14 protein-coding genes are annotated in these 17,562 nt (G+C 56.0%); 7 read left to right on the top strand and 7 right to left on the bottom strand.

Going from position 1 to position 17,562, the window contains the following annotated elements:
* Positions 1-2,907: carbamoyl-phosphate synthase large subunit (carB, locus tag ABJQ89_RS18500; protein WP_348497630.1), on the bottom strand; the 2,907-nt coding region annotated here is incomplete at its 3' end.
* Positions 2,908-3,093: 186 nt separating this feature from the next.
* Here carB and aspS point away from each other — a divergent pair.
* Positions 3,094-4,869, top strand: a complete 1,776-nt coding sequence (gene aspS / locus ABJQ89_RS18495; RefSeq protein ID WP_348497629.1) for an aspartate--tRNA ligase — start codon at positions 3,094-3,096, stop codon at positions 4,867-4,869.
* A gap of 17 nt (positions 4,870-4,886) precedes the next feature.
* A complete protein-coding gene (locus ABJQ89_RS18490) occupies positions 4,887-5,258 on the top strand; it encodes a DnaJ family domain-containing protein (RefSeq protein ID WP_348497628.1) in 372 nt (123 codons plus the stop codon).
* An 84-nt stretch (positions 5,259-5,342) separates the two neighbouring features.
* On the opposite strand, the gene ABJQ89_RS18485 is transcribed toward ABJQ89_RS18490, so the two are convergent.
* Positions 5,343-5,927: a GcrA family cell cycle regulator gene (locus ABJQ89_RS18485; RefSeq protein ID WP_348497627.1), complete on the bottom strand. Its 585-nt coding sequence runs from the start codon at positions 5,925-5,927 to the stop codon at positions 5,343-5,345.
* A gap of 129 nt (positions 5,928-6,056) precedes the next feature.
* On the opposite strand from ABJQ89_RS18485, the gene ABJQ89_RS18480 reads away from it, so the two are divergent.
* On the top strand, positions 6,057-6,875 hold the full coding sequence (locus tag ABJQ89_RS18480) for an ABC transporter permease (protein WP_348497626.1): 819 nt from the start codon (positions 6,057-6,059) through the stop codon (positions 6,873-6,875).
* Here the strand turns inward: ABJQ89_RS18480 and ABJQ89_RS18475 are convergent.
* The gene (locus ABJQ89_RS18475) at positions 6,865-7,749 is read right to left on the bottom strand and encodes a DMT family transporter (RefSeq protein ID WP_348497625.1); all 885 of its coding nucleotides are present in this window, start codon (positions 7,747-7,749) and stop codon (positions 6,865-6,867) included. The two genes, ABJQ89_RS18480 and ABJQ89_RS18475, sit on opposite strands and share 11 nt — an antisense overlap.
* A 264-nt stretch (positions 7,750-8,013) precedes the next feature.
* Here ABJQ89_RS18475 and ABJQ89_RS18470 point away from each other — a divergent pair, with 264 nt between their 5' ends.
* Both ABJQ89_RS18470 and argF read left to right on the top strand, forming a co-directional pair.
* Positions 8,014-9,192, top strand: coding sequence for an aspartate aminotransferase family protein (locus tag ABJQ89_RS18470; RefSeq protein ID WP_348497624.1), 1,179 nt, complete (start codon positions 8,014-8,016; stop codon positions 9,190-9,192).
* A 79-nt stretch (positions 9,193-9,271) separates the two neighbouring features.
* Positions 9,272-10,198 carry an ornithine carbamoyltransferase gene (argF, locus tag ABJQ89_RS18465; RefSeq protein WP_348497623.1) on the top strand — a complete coding sequence of 309 codons (927 nt, stop codon included), beginning with the start codon at positions 9,272-9,274 and terminating at the stop codon, positions 10,196-10,198.
* Between the two features lie 20 nt (positions 10,199-10,218).
* Here the strand turns inward: argF and ABJQ89_RS18460 are convergent, their stop codons facing one another.
* From ABJQ89_RS18460 to hrpB, 4 genes are all read right to left on the bottom strand, one after another.
* The gene (locus tag ABJQ89_RS18460) at positions 10,219-11,094 is read right to left on the bottom strand and encodes a transferrin-binding protein-like solute binding protein (protein WP_348497622.1); all 876 of its coding nucleotides are present in this window, start codon (positions 11,092-11,094) and stop codon (positions 10,219-10,221) included.
* A 103-nt stretch (positions 11,095-11,197) separates the two neighbouring features.
* Positions 11,198-12,679, bottom strand: a complete 1,482-nt coding sequence (locus tag ABJQ89_RS18455; RefSeq protein WP_348497621.1) for an inorganic phosphate transporter — start codon at positions 12,677-12,679, stop codon at positions 11,198-11,200.
* A 116-nt stretch (positions 12,680-12,795) separates the two neighbouring features.
* A complete protein-coding gene (locus ABJQ89_RS18450; RefSeq protein ID WP_348497620.1) occupies positions 12,796-13,254 on the bottom strand; it encodes an NUDIX hydrolase in 459 nt (152 codons plus the stop codon).
* A gap of 72 nt (positions 13,255-13,326) precedes the next feature.
* Positions 13,327-15,756: an ATP-dependent helicase HrpB gene (gene hrpB, locus ABJQ89_RS18445; RefSeq protein ID WP_348497619.1), complete on the bottom strand. Its 2,430-nt coding sequence runs from the start codon at positions 15,754-15,756 to the stop codon at positions 13,327-13,329.
* Positions 15,757-15,840: 84 nt separating this feature from the next.
* Here hrpB and meaB point away from each other — a divergent pair, with 84 nt between their 5' ends.
* Positions 15,841-16,821, top strand: coding sequence for a methylmalonyl Co-A mutase-associated GTPase MeaB (meaB, locus tag ABJQ89_RS18440; protein WP_348497631.1), 981 nt, complete (start codon positions 15,841-15,843; stop codon positions 16,819-16,821).
* 4 nt (positions 16,822-16,825) lie between these two features.
* Positions 16,826-17,562 (top strand): alpha/beta hydrolase (locus ABJQ89_RS18435; RefSeq protein WP_348497618.1); only part of this gene is annotated, 737 nt, incomplete at its 3' end.

The following is a 17,562-nucleotide window of genomic DNA, read 5'->3' as shown; positions in this document are numbered from 1 at the left end:
CTTGAGGAAGGCGCGCGCAAAGGACGTGTCCCAACCCATGACTTCGCCCGTGGAGCGCATTTCTGGTCCCAATATCGTATCAACGCCCGGGAAACGCGCGAAGGGCAGCACCGCTTCTTTCACAGAGAACCAAGGCATATTCGGATTTGCGAGGGTCATTTGATCTGCAAGCGGCAATGAACCTGGCGTCGCGTCTGCAGGGTAGTCACCGCGGAGCGGGAAGTTTGACAGAGGCTCACCCGCCATCAAGCGCGCTGCGATGGAGGCAATAGCGCTATCGGTTGCTTTGGCAACGAATGGAACGGTACGCGATGCGCGCGGGTTGACTTCGATCAGGTAGATTTCATCGTCTTTGATCGCGAATTGAACGTTCATCAGGCCCACAACGTTGAGCGCAAGCGCCAAGGCATGTGTTTGCTCGCGGATTCGTTCGATCATCTCAGCAGAGAGCGAGTAGGGCGGCAATGAACACGCACTGTCGCCAGAGTGAACACCAGCTTCTTCAATGTGCTGCATGATGCCTGTGACGTGCACGTCTTTGCCATCGCAGAGCGCGTCAACGTCAAGCTCAACCGCGCCAGCGAGGTAGCTATCAAGCAGAACAGGGCTATCGCCAGACACAACAACCGCCTCAGCGATGTAGCGTTCGAGCTGCGCCATGTCGCGCACGATTTCCATCGCACGACCACCAAGGACATAAGACGGGCGAATAACGAGCGGGAAGCCAATGTCTTCGGCAATGCTCAGCGCTTCGGCGTCGGTGGAAGCGATGCCGTTCTTTGGCTGAAGAAGGTTCAACTGGTTTACAAGCGCTTGGAAACGCTCACGATCTTCGGCGAGATCGATGGCGTCAGGCGTTGTTCCCAGGATTGGAATACCTTCTGCTTCCAGATCGTTTGCCAATTTGAGCGGTGTTTGACCGCCGAACTGAACGATGACGCCGTGCAGCGTGCCGTTTTCCTGCTCGACGCGCAGGATTTCCATCACATGTTCAAATGTGAGCGGTTCAAAATAGAGGCGATCAGAGGTGTCATAATCGGTTGAAACCGTTTCAGGGTTACAGTTGATCATGATCGTTTCATAGCCCGCGTCTGTCAGCGCATAGCAGGCGTGGCAGCAGCAGTAATCAAACTCGATCCCTTGGCCGATCCGGTTTGGACCACCGCCTAAGATGACGACCTTTTTGCGATCAGAAGGGCGCGCTTCGCATTCCACATCGCCCATCATTGGGGCCTCGTATGTGGAGTACATATAAGGTGTCTGCGCTTCGAACTCTGCCGCGCAGGTGTCGATACGTTTGAAGCAAGCCGTGACGCCAACCGAATGACGCGCCTTGCGCACGTCTTTTTCTTTGAAACCGGTCAGTTTCGCAAGGCGGGCATCGGTGAAGCCCATCATCTTGAGGTGACGTAGACCTGCTTCGTCGCTTGGAAGGCCGTTGGCGCGAATGCCGTCTTCAGTCTCAACGATTTCGCGGATGCGATCGAGGAACCAAGGGTCAAACATTGTGACACCGTGGATGTCATCGTTAGAAAGGCCATGACGCATCGCTTGGGCGATGGTGCGCATGCGGTCCGGTGTTTGCTTGGAGATCGCTTTAATGACGGCAGATTTCTCTGGCGCGCCTTCGATTTCGATTTCGTCAAAACCTGCCAGATCGGATTCCATCGATGCCAACGCTTTTTGCAGGCTTTCGTGGATCGTGCGGCCGATGGCCATTGTTTCACCAACAGATTTCATCGCTGTTGTGAGATAAGGCTCGGAGCCTGGGAATTTCTCAAACGCGAATTTCGGGATTTTGGTGACGACGTAATCGATGGTTGGCTCAAAGGACGCTGGCGTCACTTTGGTGATGTCGTTGTCGAGTTCATCGAGTGTGTAACCGACGGCCAGTTTCGCGGCGATTTTGGCAATCGGGAAACCGGTCGCTTTGGACGCGAGCGCCGAAGAGCGTGACACGCGTGGGTTCATTTCGATGACGACCATACGGCCATCCGCAGGGTTCACCGCCCACTGAACGTTAGATCCGCCCGTTTCGACGCCGATTTCGCGCAGTACGGCAATCGAGTGATTCCGCATCACTTGGTATTCTTTGTCCGTCAATGTGAGCGCTGGGGCGACGGTAATCGAATCGCCTGTATGTACGCCCATAGGATCGATGTTTTCAATCGAGCAGACGATAATCGCGTTGTCGGCCGTGTCGCGCACGACTTCCATTTCGTATTCTTTCCAACCCAAGAGGCTCTCGTCCACGAGGATTTGGTTGACTGGAGAGGCGTCCATGCCGGAGCGGCAGAAGAATTCGTAATCTTCGCGGTTATACGCCACGCCGCCGCCTGTACCGCCCATCGTAAAGGCAGGGCGAATGATTGCTGGCAGGCCAACGTAATCGAGCGTTTCAAGCGCGATGCGCACGCCTTCATTCAGGTCGGCATTTCCGTTTTCATCTGTTGGCGCTGTGACGATTGTCGCCTTCGGATTTTCGATGCCGAGGCGATCCATCGCTTCACGGAAGAGCTTACGATCTTCTGCCATTTCAATGGCTTCGCGCTTGGCGCCGATCATTTCTACGTTGAATTTCTCAAGGACGCCCATTTCCTCAAGCGCCAGAGACGTGTTCAAACCGGTCTGACCGCCCATCGTCGGCAAGAGCGCGTCGGGGCGTTCTTTTTCGATGATCTTGGCGACCATCTCAGGTGTGATGGGTTCTATATATGTTGCGTCTGCGAGGCCCGGATCGGTCATGATTGTCGCTGGGTTCGAGTTCACCAGAATGACGCGATATCCTTCTTCGCGGAGTGCCTTACAAGCCTGCGCACCAGAGTAGTCAAATTCACAGGCTTGCCCGATCACAATTGGACCGGCGCCGATGATCATGATGGAGGATATATCGGTACGTTTAGGCATGGGCAGACCTCTTTTTTTGGCGCTCTCACCTCGGGAGGAAAGGGGAGTCGCAGCAGCGTGCAAATTGTCGTGGGTTATAGACATGGCGGGGCAAGGTTCAAGGGGGTTATAAGCCGCCCTTGACTTTCGCGCCCGCGCGCGGTGTATCGGCCCCTAACTTATTGCCCATTCGTCAGGAAAATTGCCATGCATGCCTTTCGCAGCCACACTTGCGCCGATCTGAACAAATCCAACGTAGGCGATAACGTGCGCCTGTCCGGTTGGGTCCACCGTGTACGGGATCATGGTGGCCTGCTGTTTATCGATCTGCGCGATCATTATGGCATCACACAAGTCATGGCCGATCCTGACAGTCCTGTGTTCTCTCAGATTGAAAAAGTACGCTCTGAATGGTGTATCCGCATCGACGGCAATGTCATGGCGCGCGACGAAAGCCTCGTGAACCCGAAGATCGATACGGGTGAGATCGAAGTCTTCATTCGTGACATCGAAATTCTTGGCGCGGCATCTGAGCTGCCATTGATGGTCTTTGGCGAACAAGAATATCCTGAAGAGACGCGCCTTAAGTATCGCTACCTCGATTTGCGCCGTGAAAAGCTGCAAAAGAACATGACGCTGCGCTCTGATGTTGTGGCCTCTATGCGCAAACGCATGTGGGATCAGAACTTCCGCGAATATCAAACGCCGATCATCACAGCATCGTCGCCCGAAGGCGCGCGCGACTTCCTCGTCCCGTCCCGTCAGCATCCCGGTAAGTTCTACGCGTTGCCGCAAGCGCCACAGCAGTTCAAGCAGCTGATCATGGTCTCTGGCTTTGACAAGTATTTCCAGATTGCGCCGTGCTTCCGCGACGAAGACCCGCGTGCGGATCGCTCCCCGACAGATTTCTACCAGCTCGACCTTGAGATGAGCTTTGTCGAGCAGCAGGACGTATTCGATACGATCCAGCCTGTTGTCGGCGGTATCTTTGAAGAATTCGGTGGTGGCCGCAAAGTCGATCAAACGTGGGAGAAGATTTCCTACAAAGACGCGGCGCTTTGGTATGGCTCTGATAAGCCTGACCTGCGTAACCCTATTAAGATGCAAGTTGTCTCCGAGCACTTCGCTGGCTCAGGCTTTGCGATTTTCGCGAAGCTGCTGGAGCAAGAGGGTACAGAAATCCGCGCGATCCCTGCGCCTACAGGTGGCTCACGTAAGTTCTGTGACCGCATGAATGCCTTCGCGCAAAAAGAGGGTCTGCCTGGCATGGGCTACATCTTCTGGCGCGATCAGGGCGAGGGTATGGAGGCGGCTGGACCGCTGGCTAAGAACATCGGCCCAGAGCGCACGGAAGCGATCCGTCAGCAGCTCGGCCTTGGTGTCGGCGATGCGGCCTTCTTCCTTGGTGGTAAGCCATCCGCGTTCGAAGCGGTTGCAGGACGTGCACGTAACGAGATTGGTTCAGCACTGAAGCTGATCGATGAAGATCGTTTTGCATTTGCGTGGATCGTTGATTTCCCGATGTATGAAGCGGACGAAGAAACCGGTAAGATCGATTTCTCGCACAACCCGTTCTCCATGCCACAGGGCGGTCTTGAGGCGCTGAATGGCGATCCTTTGGAGGTGCTGGGCTACCAATATGACCTTGCCTGTAACGGGTATGAGCTGATTTCTGGCGCGATCCGAAACCACCAGCCTGACATCATGTTCAAAGCGTTTGAACTGGCGGGCTACGGTAAAGAAGAAGTCGAGAAGCGCTTCGGCGGTATGGTGAATGCGTTCCAATACGGCGCTCCGCCCCACGGTGGCTGCGCAGCTGGGATCGACCGTATCGTGATGCTGCTCGCGGATGAAGCGAACATTCGTGAAGTCATCATGTTCCCAATGAACCAACGCGCGGAAGATCTGATGATGAATGCACCGTCTGATCCGATGAGCGATCAATTGATGGAACTTGGCCTGCGCGTCATTCCGCAGGACTAACTTTAAAAAGGGGGGGCGTGGGAAACCACGCACCTTACTTTTCCGAAGGTCACTATACGCAAAAGGCGAAGGGGCTTATTGTGAGCGGTCTGAAATCCCTTGTTGATGACGCGTTTAAACGTGCGCAAGAGAACGGTGATTTTGACAACTTGACGGGGGCTGGTAAGCCGCTCGACAAGGAAAAGCTCACCAATGATCCATTCGCGCGCGCTTATAGCGAAAGCGATATGATGACGCCCTTTGGCGTGCTTCAAAAGAAAATCGACGGTCTCAGGGCAAGGCTGGCTGTTGAAACCGATCCTGACGCGCGCCGTGCGCTTCAGACTGAGATAGCTGCGCTCGATACGCGCAAGGCGGTTGAGATGGAAACCTGTAAGCAGCATCTATGAAAAAAGGGTGCGTGGAGAACCACACACCCTACATTTCGCTGCATCCCGTAAGGTGCGTGATTGCACGCACCCGGATCAAACGTATTACCGGCGACGATCACGGCGCGCGGACATTGGCTGGAACGCCACGCCGACATGGGCCTCGCAATAAGGCTTGCCTGCTTTCACAGGCAGACCGCAGAACCAGAAATCATCTGTCGCAGGGTCGCCCACAGGCCATTTGCATGTGCGTTCTGTGAGTTCCATCAAGCTGATCTTCTTTGACTTCTTCTCAACTTCGCTGACCTTTGCGAGGGCCTCTGGGCTGATCTCATTCGCTGAGGGCTGTGGCGGCAAAGGTTGACCCGCTGGAATAATCGCGCGACGTGCACGGGAAATGGGGGGCGGGGTGCTTGATGCTGGCTCGGCTGCAGCAGGCGCGCTTGGTTTTGGCGCAGCCTCGGCCGTCTTAGGCGCTGCCTTGGGCTTTGCTTCCGCTTTTGGAGCTTTTGGTTTCGCATCTGCCTTGCTCGCGCCAGAGGTGGCACGGTTGGACAGACCCAAACGGTGCACTTTGCCGATCACCGCATTGCGGGTCACGCCGCCGAGTTCTTTAGCGATCTGGCTTGCAGATTGGCCTTCGCCCCACATCTTTTTTAGCGTCTCAACACGTTCGTCGGTCCAGGACATTCCGGCTTCCTTATGTAAAAAAGCGGCCCGCGCGCGTGCCGCTCCTGATATCTTGGTGCTTGCCCCTATTCTAAACACGCGTGGCTGAGATACAAGTCACACGAATCAGGCAAGCAGCAGTGAGTAGCAATGGCACAAAACGACAGTTTGAACACACCAGAAATGGGTGCGCGCCGCTTTGGACGGGTCAATTGGTTAGGTTTGGAGACGTTGATTCGCCGCGAAGTGCGCCGTTTCCTCGCCGTTTGGACGCAAACCTTGCTTGCGCCTCTTGTAACAGCTGGGCTTTTTCTGCTGATTTTCAACCTCGCCATTGGTCCGCGCCGTGGTGAAGTGATGGGCGTGCCGTTCATTGAATTCATTGCGCCGGGTATTTTGATGATGACCGTCATTCAAAATGCCTTTGCGAATGTGACCTCGTCGATCGTGATTTCTAAGGTGCAGGGCAACATTGTCGATACGCTCATGCCGCCGCTGTCGCCGCTTGAAATGGTGCTGGGCTATCTGTCTGGTGGTATTGGGCGCGGTGTTTTCGTCGCACTTGGCATTGGTCTTGGCATGTTGCTGTTCCTTGGTATCGGCATTCAGCACCCCATTATGGCGTTGACGTTCGTCGTACTCGGGTCTGCCTTCCTTGGGGGGCTCGGCATTATCGCGGGTGTTTTCGCGAATAAGTTCGATCAGATGGCCGCTATCACCAACTTCATTGTGACGCCGTTGGCATTTCTGTCGGGGACTTTTTATTCGGTGGAGGTTCTGCCGCCCGTGCTGCGTGGTTTGACGCAGATGAATCCGATTTTCTATCTTATTGATGGGCTACGCTACAGCGTGATTGGTGTCTCGGACAGCGATCCTTGGAAGGGGCTGATTTTCTGTAGTTTCGCTGTGTTGGTCGTTGTTGCGATCTCTTGGCAGATGTTTCGCACCGGTTATCGTCTCAAGCCTTAGATAATCGCGCCTCGCGCCATGCGAGCAGGGCAGCACCGGCGATGATGACGCCAGCACCCACAAAGGAAATGGCGTCGGGGGTGACGCCAAAGATGAACGAATCGTAGAGCGCAGCGAAGAGAAGCGTGCCGTAGCTAAACGGCACGACAAAGGATGCATCTGCACGTGCGACGGAGTTCAGGAAGCAGGTTTGCGCCACGGCCATGCAGGTGCCGACCCCAAAGAGGGCGCCCCATTGTGCCAAGGTGGGGGGCTGCCAGACTGTAAGAACGGCTAAGCTCGCGATCAGCAATCCTATCAGGTTATTGATCAGCAGGATTTGAAACGGCGCTTCTTGACCCGTTAGCTTTTTGATGAAGACGACTTCGAGCCCGAGCATCAGTGCCGCGCCGAGCGCGAGCAAAGCACCCGGAGCAATCGATCCTGATCCCGGGCGCAAAAGAATCAGCGCGCCGATCATTGCGATGCCTGCTGCGCTCCAACGCACGGGGCCGATGGTTTCGCCGAGCAGAAAAATCGCGAAGATCATTGCAAACACAGGATTGAGAAAGCTGATTGCCGTGGCATCAGACAGCGGAATGAAAGCGACCGAGGCGAACATCAACGTAACACCTGCAGCACCGCAGCTTGTGCGAAAGAGATGTAGTTTGATGTGAACCTTGCCAAAGCTCGGGCGCATGATCATCGCGGCGCAGCTAAATGTCAGCGCCGCAAACAAAAACCGCCCATGGGTGATTTGCAGGGGATGCAATGGTTCGCCCAAAGCGCCTGTGCCGATAGCTTTAGCAAAAAGGGTCGTTGCGGCGATAAACGCAGTCGCGCAAATCATCAGCATCATCGCGAGGCGGGGATTGTGTGTTGGAAGGGATGTCATGGACAAAGGTCTGGGCCGCTTTCATGCGCTGGACAAGCGTTCAATTGTACCTCGTTACAATCTGGCTTGCTTTTTGCAAGTGACGCTGTATGACGACTGCATGATCAAAAACGTACATAACCGTCTCCGACGACACTTGCGACGCGCGTAACAGCGCCTGATCTGCCGTGCATGACGGCACTCTTTTTTCATGCTCACCCCAAATATTGACTTGCCCTTGCCGCTGAGGCACTCACAGGGCTTCTTATATCTAAGGATACGTCCATGATCCCTTCTGTTTTGCCGACCTATTCCCGTGCTCCGCTTTCCTTTGTCAAAGGCGAAGGCAGCTGGTTGATTGAAGCAGATGGTCGACGTTTTCTTGATCTGGGTGCAGGCATTGCCGTGAACGCCTTGGGTCACGCGCATCCGACGCTTGTGACTGCGCTGACGAACCAAGCGAACAAGGTGTGGCATGTGTCTAACCTTTATGACATTCCGCAACAGCAGAAGCTGGCGGATTTGCTAGTTGAACTGACCTTTGCCGATACGATGTTCTTTACGAACTCGGGCACGGAGTGCTGTGAACTGGCCGTAAAGATGGCCCGCAAATATTGGTTTGAAAAAGGCGCGCCAGAGAAGACTGATATCATAACGTTTGATGGCTCTTTCCATGGTCGCTCGTCCGCGGGTATCGCGGCGGCTGGCACCGAAAAGATGGTTAAGGGCTTTGGCCCACTGCTGCCCGGGTTTGTTCATTTGCCTTGGGATGATGAAGAGGCGCTGAAGGCCGCGATCACGGATCAAACCGCAGCGATCTTGATTGAACCGATCCAAGGGGAAGGCGGCATTCGCCCCCTATCTGATCAGGCGTTGAAAGACCTGCGCGCGCTTTGTGATGAAAAGAACATTCTTTTGATCCTTGATGAGGTGCAATGTGGTGTTGGCCGGACCGGCAAACTGTTTGCGCATGAATGGGCCGGCATTACGCCTGACATCATGATGGTTGCTAAAGGCATCGGCGGCGGCTTCCCTCTTGGTGCTGTGCTGGCCACGGAAGAGGCAGCATCTGGTATGACCGCTGGCACACATGGATCGACCTATGGTGGTAACCCGCTTGGCTGCGCGGTTGGCTGCGCGGTCGTGGAAACCGTGTCTGACCCTGAATTCCTTGCCAATGTGTCCCGTCAGGCTGGCGCGCTGCGTCAAGGGCTTGAGGGGCTTGTCGCTGCGCATCCCGACGTCTTTGAAGGCGTGCGTGGATCTGGTCTCATGCTGGGCCTCAAGTGCAAAGCGAGCAACATCGATGTTGTGAACGCGGGCTATGACAACGAAGTTATCACCGTGCCTGCGGCCGACAATATCGTGCGGTTGCTCCCGCCGCTTAATCTTACGGATGAGGACATTGCAGAAGCGACCAGCCGTCTCAGCGCAGCTGCCAAGCAAGTTGAAAAAGCAATCTGATCTTCTTCGATCTTTACATATCTCAGGGCGCGCGAGGGGGTAACCCCGCGCTCCCGTTCTTACAAAAAAGAATACCCTCATGAACCATTTTCTCGACATTCACAAAACCGATGCAAACGATCTGACCAACATCATTTCCCAAGCACGGACCATGAAAGACGCGCGTAAAGGCTTGCCCAAGGCGACCCTTGATGCAGAGCAACCGCTGGCTGGTCATATGGTCGCTTTGATCTTTGAAAAACCATCGACGCGGACACGGGTTTCGTTTGATGTGGGCGTGCGCCAGATGGGGGGGCAGACCATGGTGCTCTCAGGCTCTGACATGCAGCTTGGGCACGGTGAAACCATTGCTGACACAGCGCGGGTTTTGTCGCGTTATGTGGACCTGATCATGATCCGAACCTTTGATGAAAGCGTTTTGCTGGAGATGGCGGAATATGCGGATGTGCCTGTGATCAACGGTCTGACGGATCGCACGCATCCCTGCCAGATCATGGCGGATGTGATGACCTATGAGGAACATCGCGGCTCTATCAAAGGCAAGAAAGTTGTCTGGTGCGGCGATGGCAACAACGTTTGTGCGTCTTTCCTACATGCCGCAAGCAAGTTTGAATTTGATATGGTCTTTACCGGACCTCAGCAGCTTGACCCCGAAGATGAATTCGTTGGTTTGGCTCGCAAAGCTGGCGTGAGCGTTACGATTGAGCGCGACGCAGAAAAGGCCGTTGAAGGCGCTGATCTTGTTGTGGCGGACACTTGGGTGTCGATGCACGACAGTCAATCCGCCAAGGAGCGTCGTCATAACATGCTGCGCCCTTACCAAGTGAATGAGCAGTTGATGTCCTTTGCAAAGCCTGACGCGCTGTTCATGCATTGCTTGCCTGCACACCGCGAAGAAGAAGCGACAAGCGCTGTCATGGATGGCCCGCATTCTGTGATTTTCGATGAGGCGGAAAACCGTCTTCATGCGCAAAAAGCGGTAATGCGTTGGTGCCTGAACAAATAAACTCTGGATTGGGGCGACGATTAATCCGCAAGGAAGATCGTCGTCACTGAGCCATCTGCGCCCTCGATGTAGCCGACACCGCCGACTTCATCAGGGACGCCGTCGCTATCAAGCCCGAAGAAACGACCGATAGCATCTGATTGGGATTGGGCGCCGATAATTGTGACCACGGTTCCATCCGCCAGCGTTGCGATTGTGCCGCCGTCGAACTGATTGCCATCAATGCTCATCCCCGTGATCGTCACTTGGTTAAAGCCGACGTCCTCGGTGTTGCCATTGCTGCGATTGACGGCTTCGAACCCTTCCATTGTGACGTTCACAGTGCCTGTGCCGAAATTCGCCACCACTGTTGAGCTGCCATCGTCCAAATCATAGTCCGTGGTGCCATCGCTGTAGTTGCCGACGGCTTCGCCCGTATAGGTCGCGCTGCCGCTGGTTGGGATGTCTGCGTCCGATGTCACGATGCCAAACACGCCTGTGGCGGAATAGGGCGTTGTGCCGACAAGGTAGCCTTGGGTGTAAACGCGTGCATAAGAATAGCTGTCTGAAAAGCCCCGCGTCGGTGTTGCTATGAGCACAGAAATACCGTCCGTCAGGAGCGTATCGAAGCCAAAGCCATCCTGATCCTCGAGCCGGTATGTGCCGTCGTCGAGCACAGTCGCGCCCGTGCTATGGTCAAGCGTTCCCGACGAGGAACTGACTGTCACAACATCGGGGTTTTCGCGCAGTTTTACTGCGGCGCCGCCAAGCGTGCTGGTCGTATTGGCCGTGCTGTTGAAGGTTTCATAATCGGTGGTCGCGGAGTCGGTGGACGCGGTGGTCGATGCGTTGCATGCAGCGAGCAGGCAGAACGACAAGGGCGCGATTGAGCGAAGCAAAGTAAAGGATCTGTTCATTACGCGCCTCCGCAGTCAAATAAGAATGAGGCCCACCTTACTCGGATGGGCCGCATTTAACAGAGACTGTGCCTGAAAAAGAAGAGATCAGGCAGGAAAAAGCCTAGTTGGCAATCGCGTAGAGGATTGTGAAGATAATCCCTGACATGAACGCCGCTGCAGGCACAGTGATGACCCAAGCTGCGACAATGGTCATAAAGTGGGATCGGCGCACAAGTTTGCGGCGGCTACGCTCGATTGGCGCGATGGCTTTGGCCGCTGGCACTGGCGCAGGTGCGCGCTTGAGACGGCGTTCCATGTGCCATTCACGATAGAAGCCAACACCAAAGATGCCGCCCACTGCGATGTGGGTTGAACTCACGGGTAGGCCGAGCCAGCTGGCAACGATGACTGTGATCGCCGCAGACAAGGCCACACAATAGGCGCGCATCGCGTTCAGTTTGGTGATCTGGCTGCCGACCATGCGGATCAGCTTGGGACCAAAGAGGAAGAGGCCGAAGGAGATACCAAAGGCGCCAATCACCATGACCCACATCGGGATCGCAACCTTGGATGAGAAATCCCCAAATTCGCTGGCGTGCACGATGGCGGCAAGCGGGCCAACAGCATTCGCTACATCGTTCGCACCATGAGCAAAGCTGAGCAATGCGGCAGAAAAGACGAGGGGGATGCCGAACAGAACTTTGAGCGATTTGTTGCGGTTTTCAAGGCCGATTGATTGGCGGTGGATCATCGGGCGTGTGATGAAATAGGTGAGCACACCTAAGGCCAAGCCGATCAAAAGCGCGGTTTGCAGATCGATTTTGATGATGCGTTTGAGGCCCTTCATCGCGAGATAGGTCGCGAATACGCCTGCCATGATGCCAACCAAGACAGGCACCCAGACACGCGCTGCCGCGATTTTGTCGTCGCGGTAAATGATGTTGTGTTTGATGAACGCTAGGAACGCCGCTGCAATCACACCGCCCAAGACAGGGGAGATTACCCAGCTTGCGGCAATGGTGCCCATCGTTGGCCAATTCACAGCCGACAGGCCTGCGGCTGCGATGCCAGCGCCCATCACGCCGCCAACGACGGAGTGAGTTGTCGAAACAGGTGCGCCCACGAAGGTTGCAAGGTTCACCCAGAGCGCTGCGCTGACGAGGGCGGCCATCATGGCCCACATAAAGACCTGACCGTCTTCAACCGCTTTGGTATCGATGATGCCTTTGGAGATTGTGGACACCACGTCACCCCCCGCGAGCAAGGCGCCCGCACTTTCGCAGACTGCGGCAATAGCGATTGCGCCTCCCATCGATAGGGCATTTGCGCCGACCGCCGGGCCCATGTTGTTGGCCACGTCATTCGCGCCAATATTGATCGCCATGTAGGCGCCAAAGGCAGCGGCGGCGGCCACGATAAGAGTGCCTTCACTACCGCCGAACCAGATCGTCGCGGCAAAGGCTGCAATCAAAATGAAAACGAAGGAAATCCCGACCCCAATCATCGGGCGAGAAACATAAGCAGTCGCCATTTCGAGCTGACTGATCCGGTTCAAGTCGCGATCTAGCGTCTTCCATTGGCTTCCTAACGGATTTTTAGCCATCTTCGTCCCTCACTGATTAAAGTCTTTGCACGTCGCGTAGCGCTTAATCAGTTTTGGAACAAGGGATTCGACAACTTACAGATCCACCATTTGTGAAGGTGCGAAGCTTATATCTGCTAAAAGTTGTGCAATAAGGCTTGTAGGCCGGGTTCATCGACCATCTGTGCTGCATCTTTTGATGTCACCCATTTTCGCGTACGTTCATCCGCTTCTGGAAACTGGTCTTCAAGATGATCAACCTCAATCGCATAAACTTGTGTGATGCATGAAACTGATGCGCCGCTCTCTAACCGCTTGTCATAATCGTAGCTGCCAATCGGCTCTGGCGCGATTTTTGCAGCTTTGACACCCGCTTCTTCCCAAGCTTCTTGCGCGGCGGCGGCATTGGCGGCCAAGCCGTCAATGGGCCAACCTTTTGGCAAAATCCAGCGTTTGGTTTCGCGAGAGGTGATCATGAGAACCTTGCGATCATCGCCCTTGCCAGAATAGCAAATGGCGGCCACCTGCACGCGCGCTGGGCGCTGCACCATGGGTTGCACAAAATCTTTCCAAGCTGACTTAATCAGGTTCACCATACTCACCGCCTCATAGACTTTTTTTGTTTTTAGCCCCTGAAACTTAACAGTTTAGGCCCAAAAACGCAAATTTCAGCGGTTTCGACGCTTTGCGCGCAGGGTTGGATCGGCTTCGCGCGGGTTTTCTGGCCACGGATGGCGCGGATAGCGCCCACGCATATCTTTGCGCACATCCGCGTAGGAGGTGTCCCAAAACGCGGGGATGTCGGTGGTCGTTTGAACGGGCCGCCCTGCGGGGGACAAAAGCGTTACTCGGAGCGCTTGGCTTGCGATCACGGGATGCACGGTTGTTCCGAACATCTCCTGCAGGCGCAATTCGATTTGCGGTTGGCCGTGCTCATAATCAATTGGGATTTTTCGTCCGAGTGGGGTCGTCATATGGGCGGGCGCCGCCGTTTCAAGTCGCTGGCTTTGCTCCCAAGACAGGCGGGATTTCAAGGCGTCCAGAATGTTAAACGCTTTCAGCTGATCTGCGGTTTTGATGTCGTTGAGGTAGGGAAGCAACCATTCACCAGCCGTGTCGATCAGGGCCTCATCGCGCATGTCAGGCATATCTTCGCCATCCGCGCGTAGCAGTTCAACACGGGTTCTAAAGCGTTCTGCAGGCGGTTTCATCGGCAGGCCAAGCGCGCGCACGCCGTCCAACATTGCCTCCGCGATGGCGTCTGGAGGCGCGTCTTTCCAGCGGCGTTCGTCCAAAACAAGCGCGCCGAGTTGTTCGCGTGACTGCGCGATGACACGGCGTTCGCGTTTGGACCAAATGCACATATCTGTCCACGCTATTTGATCGCTGAACAAGTCTCGGATTTCATCGAGGCCGATTTGCGCAGCTTGGCGGATTTGCGCATCACGTGGATTACCGTCGGTGTCGCTGACAACGATGAAAGAGGCATTGCCCAAACCGTCACCATCGGCCATGACCGCGCCTTTGCCGCCCGACAAAACATAGCGCGGAGCATCGCCCTTGCGCCGTTGTCCGATACGATCAGGATAGGCGAGGGCGAGCATCGCACCGAGGCTGAGGGTCTCGCCCGTGCCCTTTGGCGCCAGTTTTTCGAGGCGCTGTGTTTCTTGCTTGATGCGTCCCGCGACCTCCTTTGGCAGGCGCGCATCCCGCAGGGCGTTCATGCGTAGGGTCAGATCACATCCAGCGCCGCGCCCCAACGGATCGCGCTCACTGAGCAATGCTGCGAGTTTTGCCGCCCGATGGCCCGCGAGGGATAGCATATGTGCCAAACGGGGGTGCAGCGGTAGACGCGCCAGCGTGGTGCCGTGAGCGGTGATCCGGTTGTCTGCTGTAAGGGCATTGAGTTGCTGCAAGAGGTTTTGCGCCTCAAGGAGAGCGGCGGCAGGGGGCAGGGTGAGAAAGGGCAGGTCTTCGGGCGGCGCGCCCCAGATCGCGAGCTCAAGCGCGAGGCCCGTGAGATCGGCGGTTTCTATTTCAGCGGGGGCGAAGGCGGGCAGCGTACCGTTCTCTGCCTTGGCCCAGAGTTTATAGGCTTGTCCCTCGGCCATGCGTCCAGCGCGGCCCGCACGTTGGGTGGCCTCGGCGCGCGAGGCGCGTTCTGTGACAAGGCGGGCCATGCCGGTGCCCGCATCAAAGCGCGCGCGCCGTGCAAGGCCGCTGTCGACAACGATGCGGATATCCTCAATGGTAAGTGAGGTTTCGGCGATGGAGGTGGCAAGCACGAGTTTGCGCTTCCCGCCTTGCTCTGGCTGGATCGCGGCGCGTTGATCTTGGAATTTCATTGCACCGTAAAGAGGTCGCAGCGCGACGTTCGACGGTAGACGTTTTTCAAGGATCGCAGCTGTTCTGCGAATTTCGCCCTCGCCGGGTAGGAAGGCGAGCAAGCCGCCTTCGCCGCGCTCTAGGGCCGTTTCGATCAGCTCCGCCATACTGTTTTCGAGGCGGGTTTGTTTGAGCCGTGGGCGAGGGAGGAAGATGTCTTCCACGGGAAAACTGCGCCCTTCGGAGGTGATGATGGGGGCATCCTCAAGCAGCTTGGCGACAGGCGCGGCATCAAGGGTCGCGGACATGACGATCAGCGCAAGATCTTCGCGCAATGCAGCGCGGCATTCAATGCACAGCGCAAGGCCGAGATCCGCGTTGAGGGAGCGTTCGTGGAATTCATCGAAAATCACCGCGCCGACGCCTGAAAGCTCGGGATCAGATTGAATCATTCGGGTTAGGATGCCCTCGGTCACCACCTCAATACGGGTGTTTGCACCGATCTTGCGCGCGCCGCGCATGGCGTAGCCAACGGTTTCCCCAACCTGTTCCCCAAGTTGCGCAGCAAGGCGTTCGGCAGCGGCGCGCGTGGCAAGGCGGCGTGGCTCCAACATGATGATCTTTCCGCTGATTTCACCCGATTGCAGGAGGGCGAGCGGCACACGGCTGGTTTTGCCTGCGCCGGGGGGCGCTTGCAGCACGGCGCGACCTTGGCTTTTTACGGCGCTTATCAGGTCTGGAAGAACAACATCGATGGGCAGTTTATTTTGCATGAGGTACGTATCAACCAAAGCACGGGGCTAGACAACGCCTGCACGCTCAGGGAAAAGCAAGAACGCTTTACGAAGGGTCGCATTATGGACATCCAAACGCTTGCAGCTTCTGTCATCGATGGAGACCGCCGTGCTTTGGCGCGTGCGATTACTTTGGTAGAAAGCGCCCGTGAAGATCATCGCGCGCAAGCGACAGAGCTGTTGGAGATTTTAGCCAAGAGCGAGCGGCAAGCCCTGCGCATTGGTCTGTCAGGAACGCCCGGTGTCGGGAAGTCGACATTTATCGAAAGTTTCGGAATGATGTTGATCGCGCAGGGTTTACGCGTGGCTGTGCTTGCGGTCGATCCGAGTTCGACCCGTTCTGGTGGCTCGATCCTAGGCGACAAAACCCGCATGGATCGGTTGTCGCGCGAGAAGGCGGCGTTCATTCGACCATCCCCGTCGCAGACCCATCTGGGGGGCGTTGCGCGTCGTTCTCGTGAGGCTGTCGCTGTTTGCGAAGCGGCTGGATTTGACGTGGTTCTGATCGAAACAGTTGGCGTGGGGCAATCCGAGACGGTTGTTGCGCAGATGGCTGATCTTTTTGTGCTGCTCCTCGCGCCTGCTGGCGGCGATGAATTGCAGGGTGTGAAACGCGGCATCATGGAGATGGCTGATCTGATATTAGTCAACAAGGCGGATGGTGATCTGAAATCTGCCGCGACACGCACAATGGCGGATTATGCCGGCGCCTTGAGATTGCTGCGCAAACGCGCGCAAGACCCTGAAGCGTTTCCCAAGGCTTTGGCCGTTTCCGCGTTAGAGGAAAACGGATTGCAAAGCGCGTGGGATGAAATGAACGAATTGGTAGCATGGCGCCGCGCGCATGGCTTCTTTGCCGGAACGCGGGCGGAGCAAGCGCGGTTCTGGTTTGAGGAAGATGTGCGTCAAGCCTTGCTCGCGCAACTGACAGCTGCTGGTCCATTGCGCGATGCAATGGGCGATTTGGGCGCGTCTGTCGCGAAGGGGACTTTGACGCCTGCCTTGGCGGCGCAAAAAATGCAGGACTTGCTGCGAGGGAGCTGACGAGGTGCAAAGCCAACTGGTTTTCGATGGTCAGTTCCTGCGCGCGACACTGTTTGAGGGTGCGCGCGACAAGCTGTTTGTGACGTTTCGTCAGCGTCTTGGTCAAGATGGCAGCTTTGATGATCCGAAACCGAGCAGGCGTTTTATCGATGAGGGATATGCCCATCTGCATCTGCAATCTCGCATCAATGATTGGTACATCAATGACGAGACTGCGGCCTTTGAAACCGCTCTCGCAGGGCTTAGCCGATACGGTCGCCGTGCTGGGATTGGTTTCTCAATGGGGGGCTATGCGTCCGTGCGGTTTGCGTCGGTGTTGAAGCTGAACCACCTTATTGTCGTCTCGGGGCAATATACAATCGATCCAAATCTCGTGCCGCAAGATCGGCGTTATCGCAGGCATGCGGGAGGGTTTGATCCGGTGATGGGATGGATCGAGGAAAACAACGCTGTCCAAGGTGCAATTGTTTATGATCCGCTTTTGCCGCTGGATAAGCTGCATGCAAAGCAGTTGCAGGCGCTGTGTCCCAAAATGCGCCTCGTGCCGATGTGGGGGGGCGGGCATCCAGCAACGGGTGTAATTGGATCGCGTAAACGATTCCCTCGTGTGCAAAGGCAACTGTTGTCGGGGAAGGTGAATGAGGAGGCGTTGCGCCGAATTCATCGTGAATGCCGGATGAAATCCCCGCTCTACTGGGCACACTTTTCAGTGGCGGCGGAAGGGGCTGGTCGCAGTGTTTG

The organism is Planktotalea sp., assembly GCF_039984035.1.
In the GTDB taxonomy this organism is placed as follows: Bacteria; Pseudomonadota; Alphaproteobacteria; order Rhodobacterales; family Rhodobacteraceae; genus Planktotalea.
The sequence above is the reverse complement of the archived record's forward strand: the minus strand, read 5'-3'. Positions and strand labels throughout refer to the sequence as shown.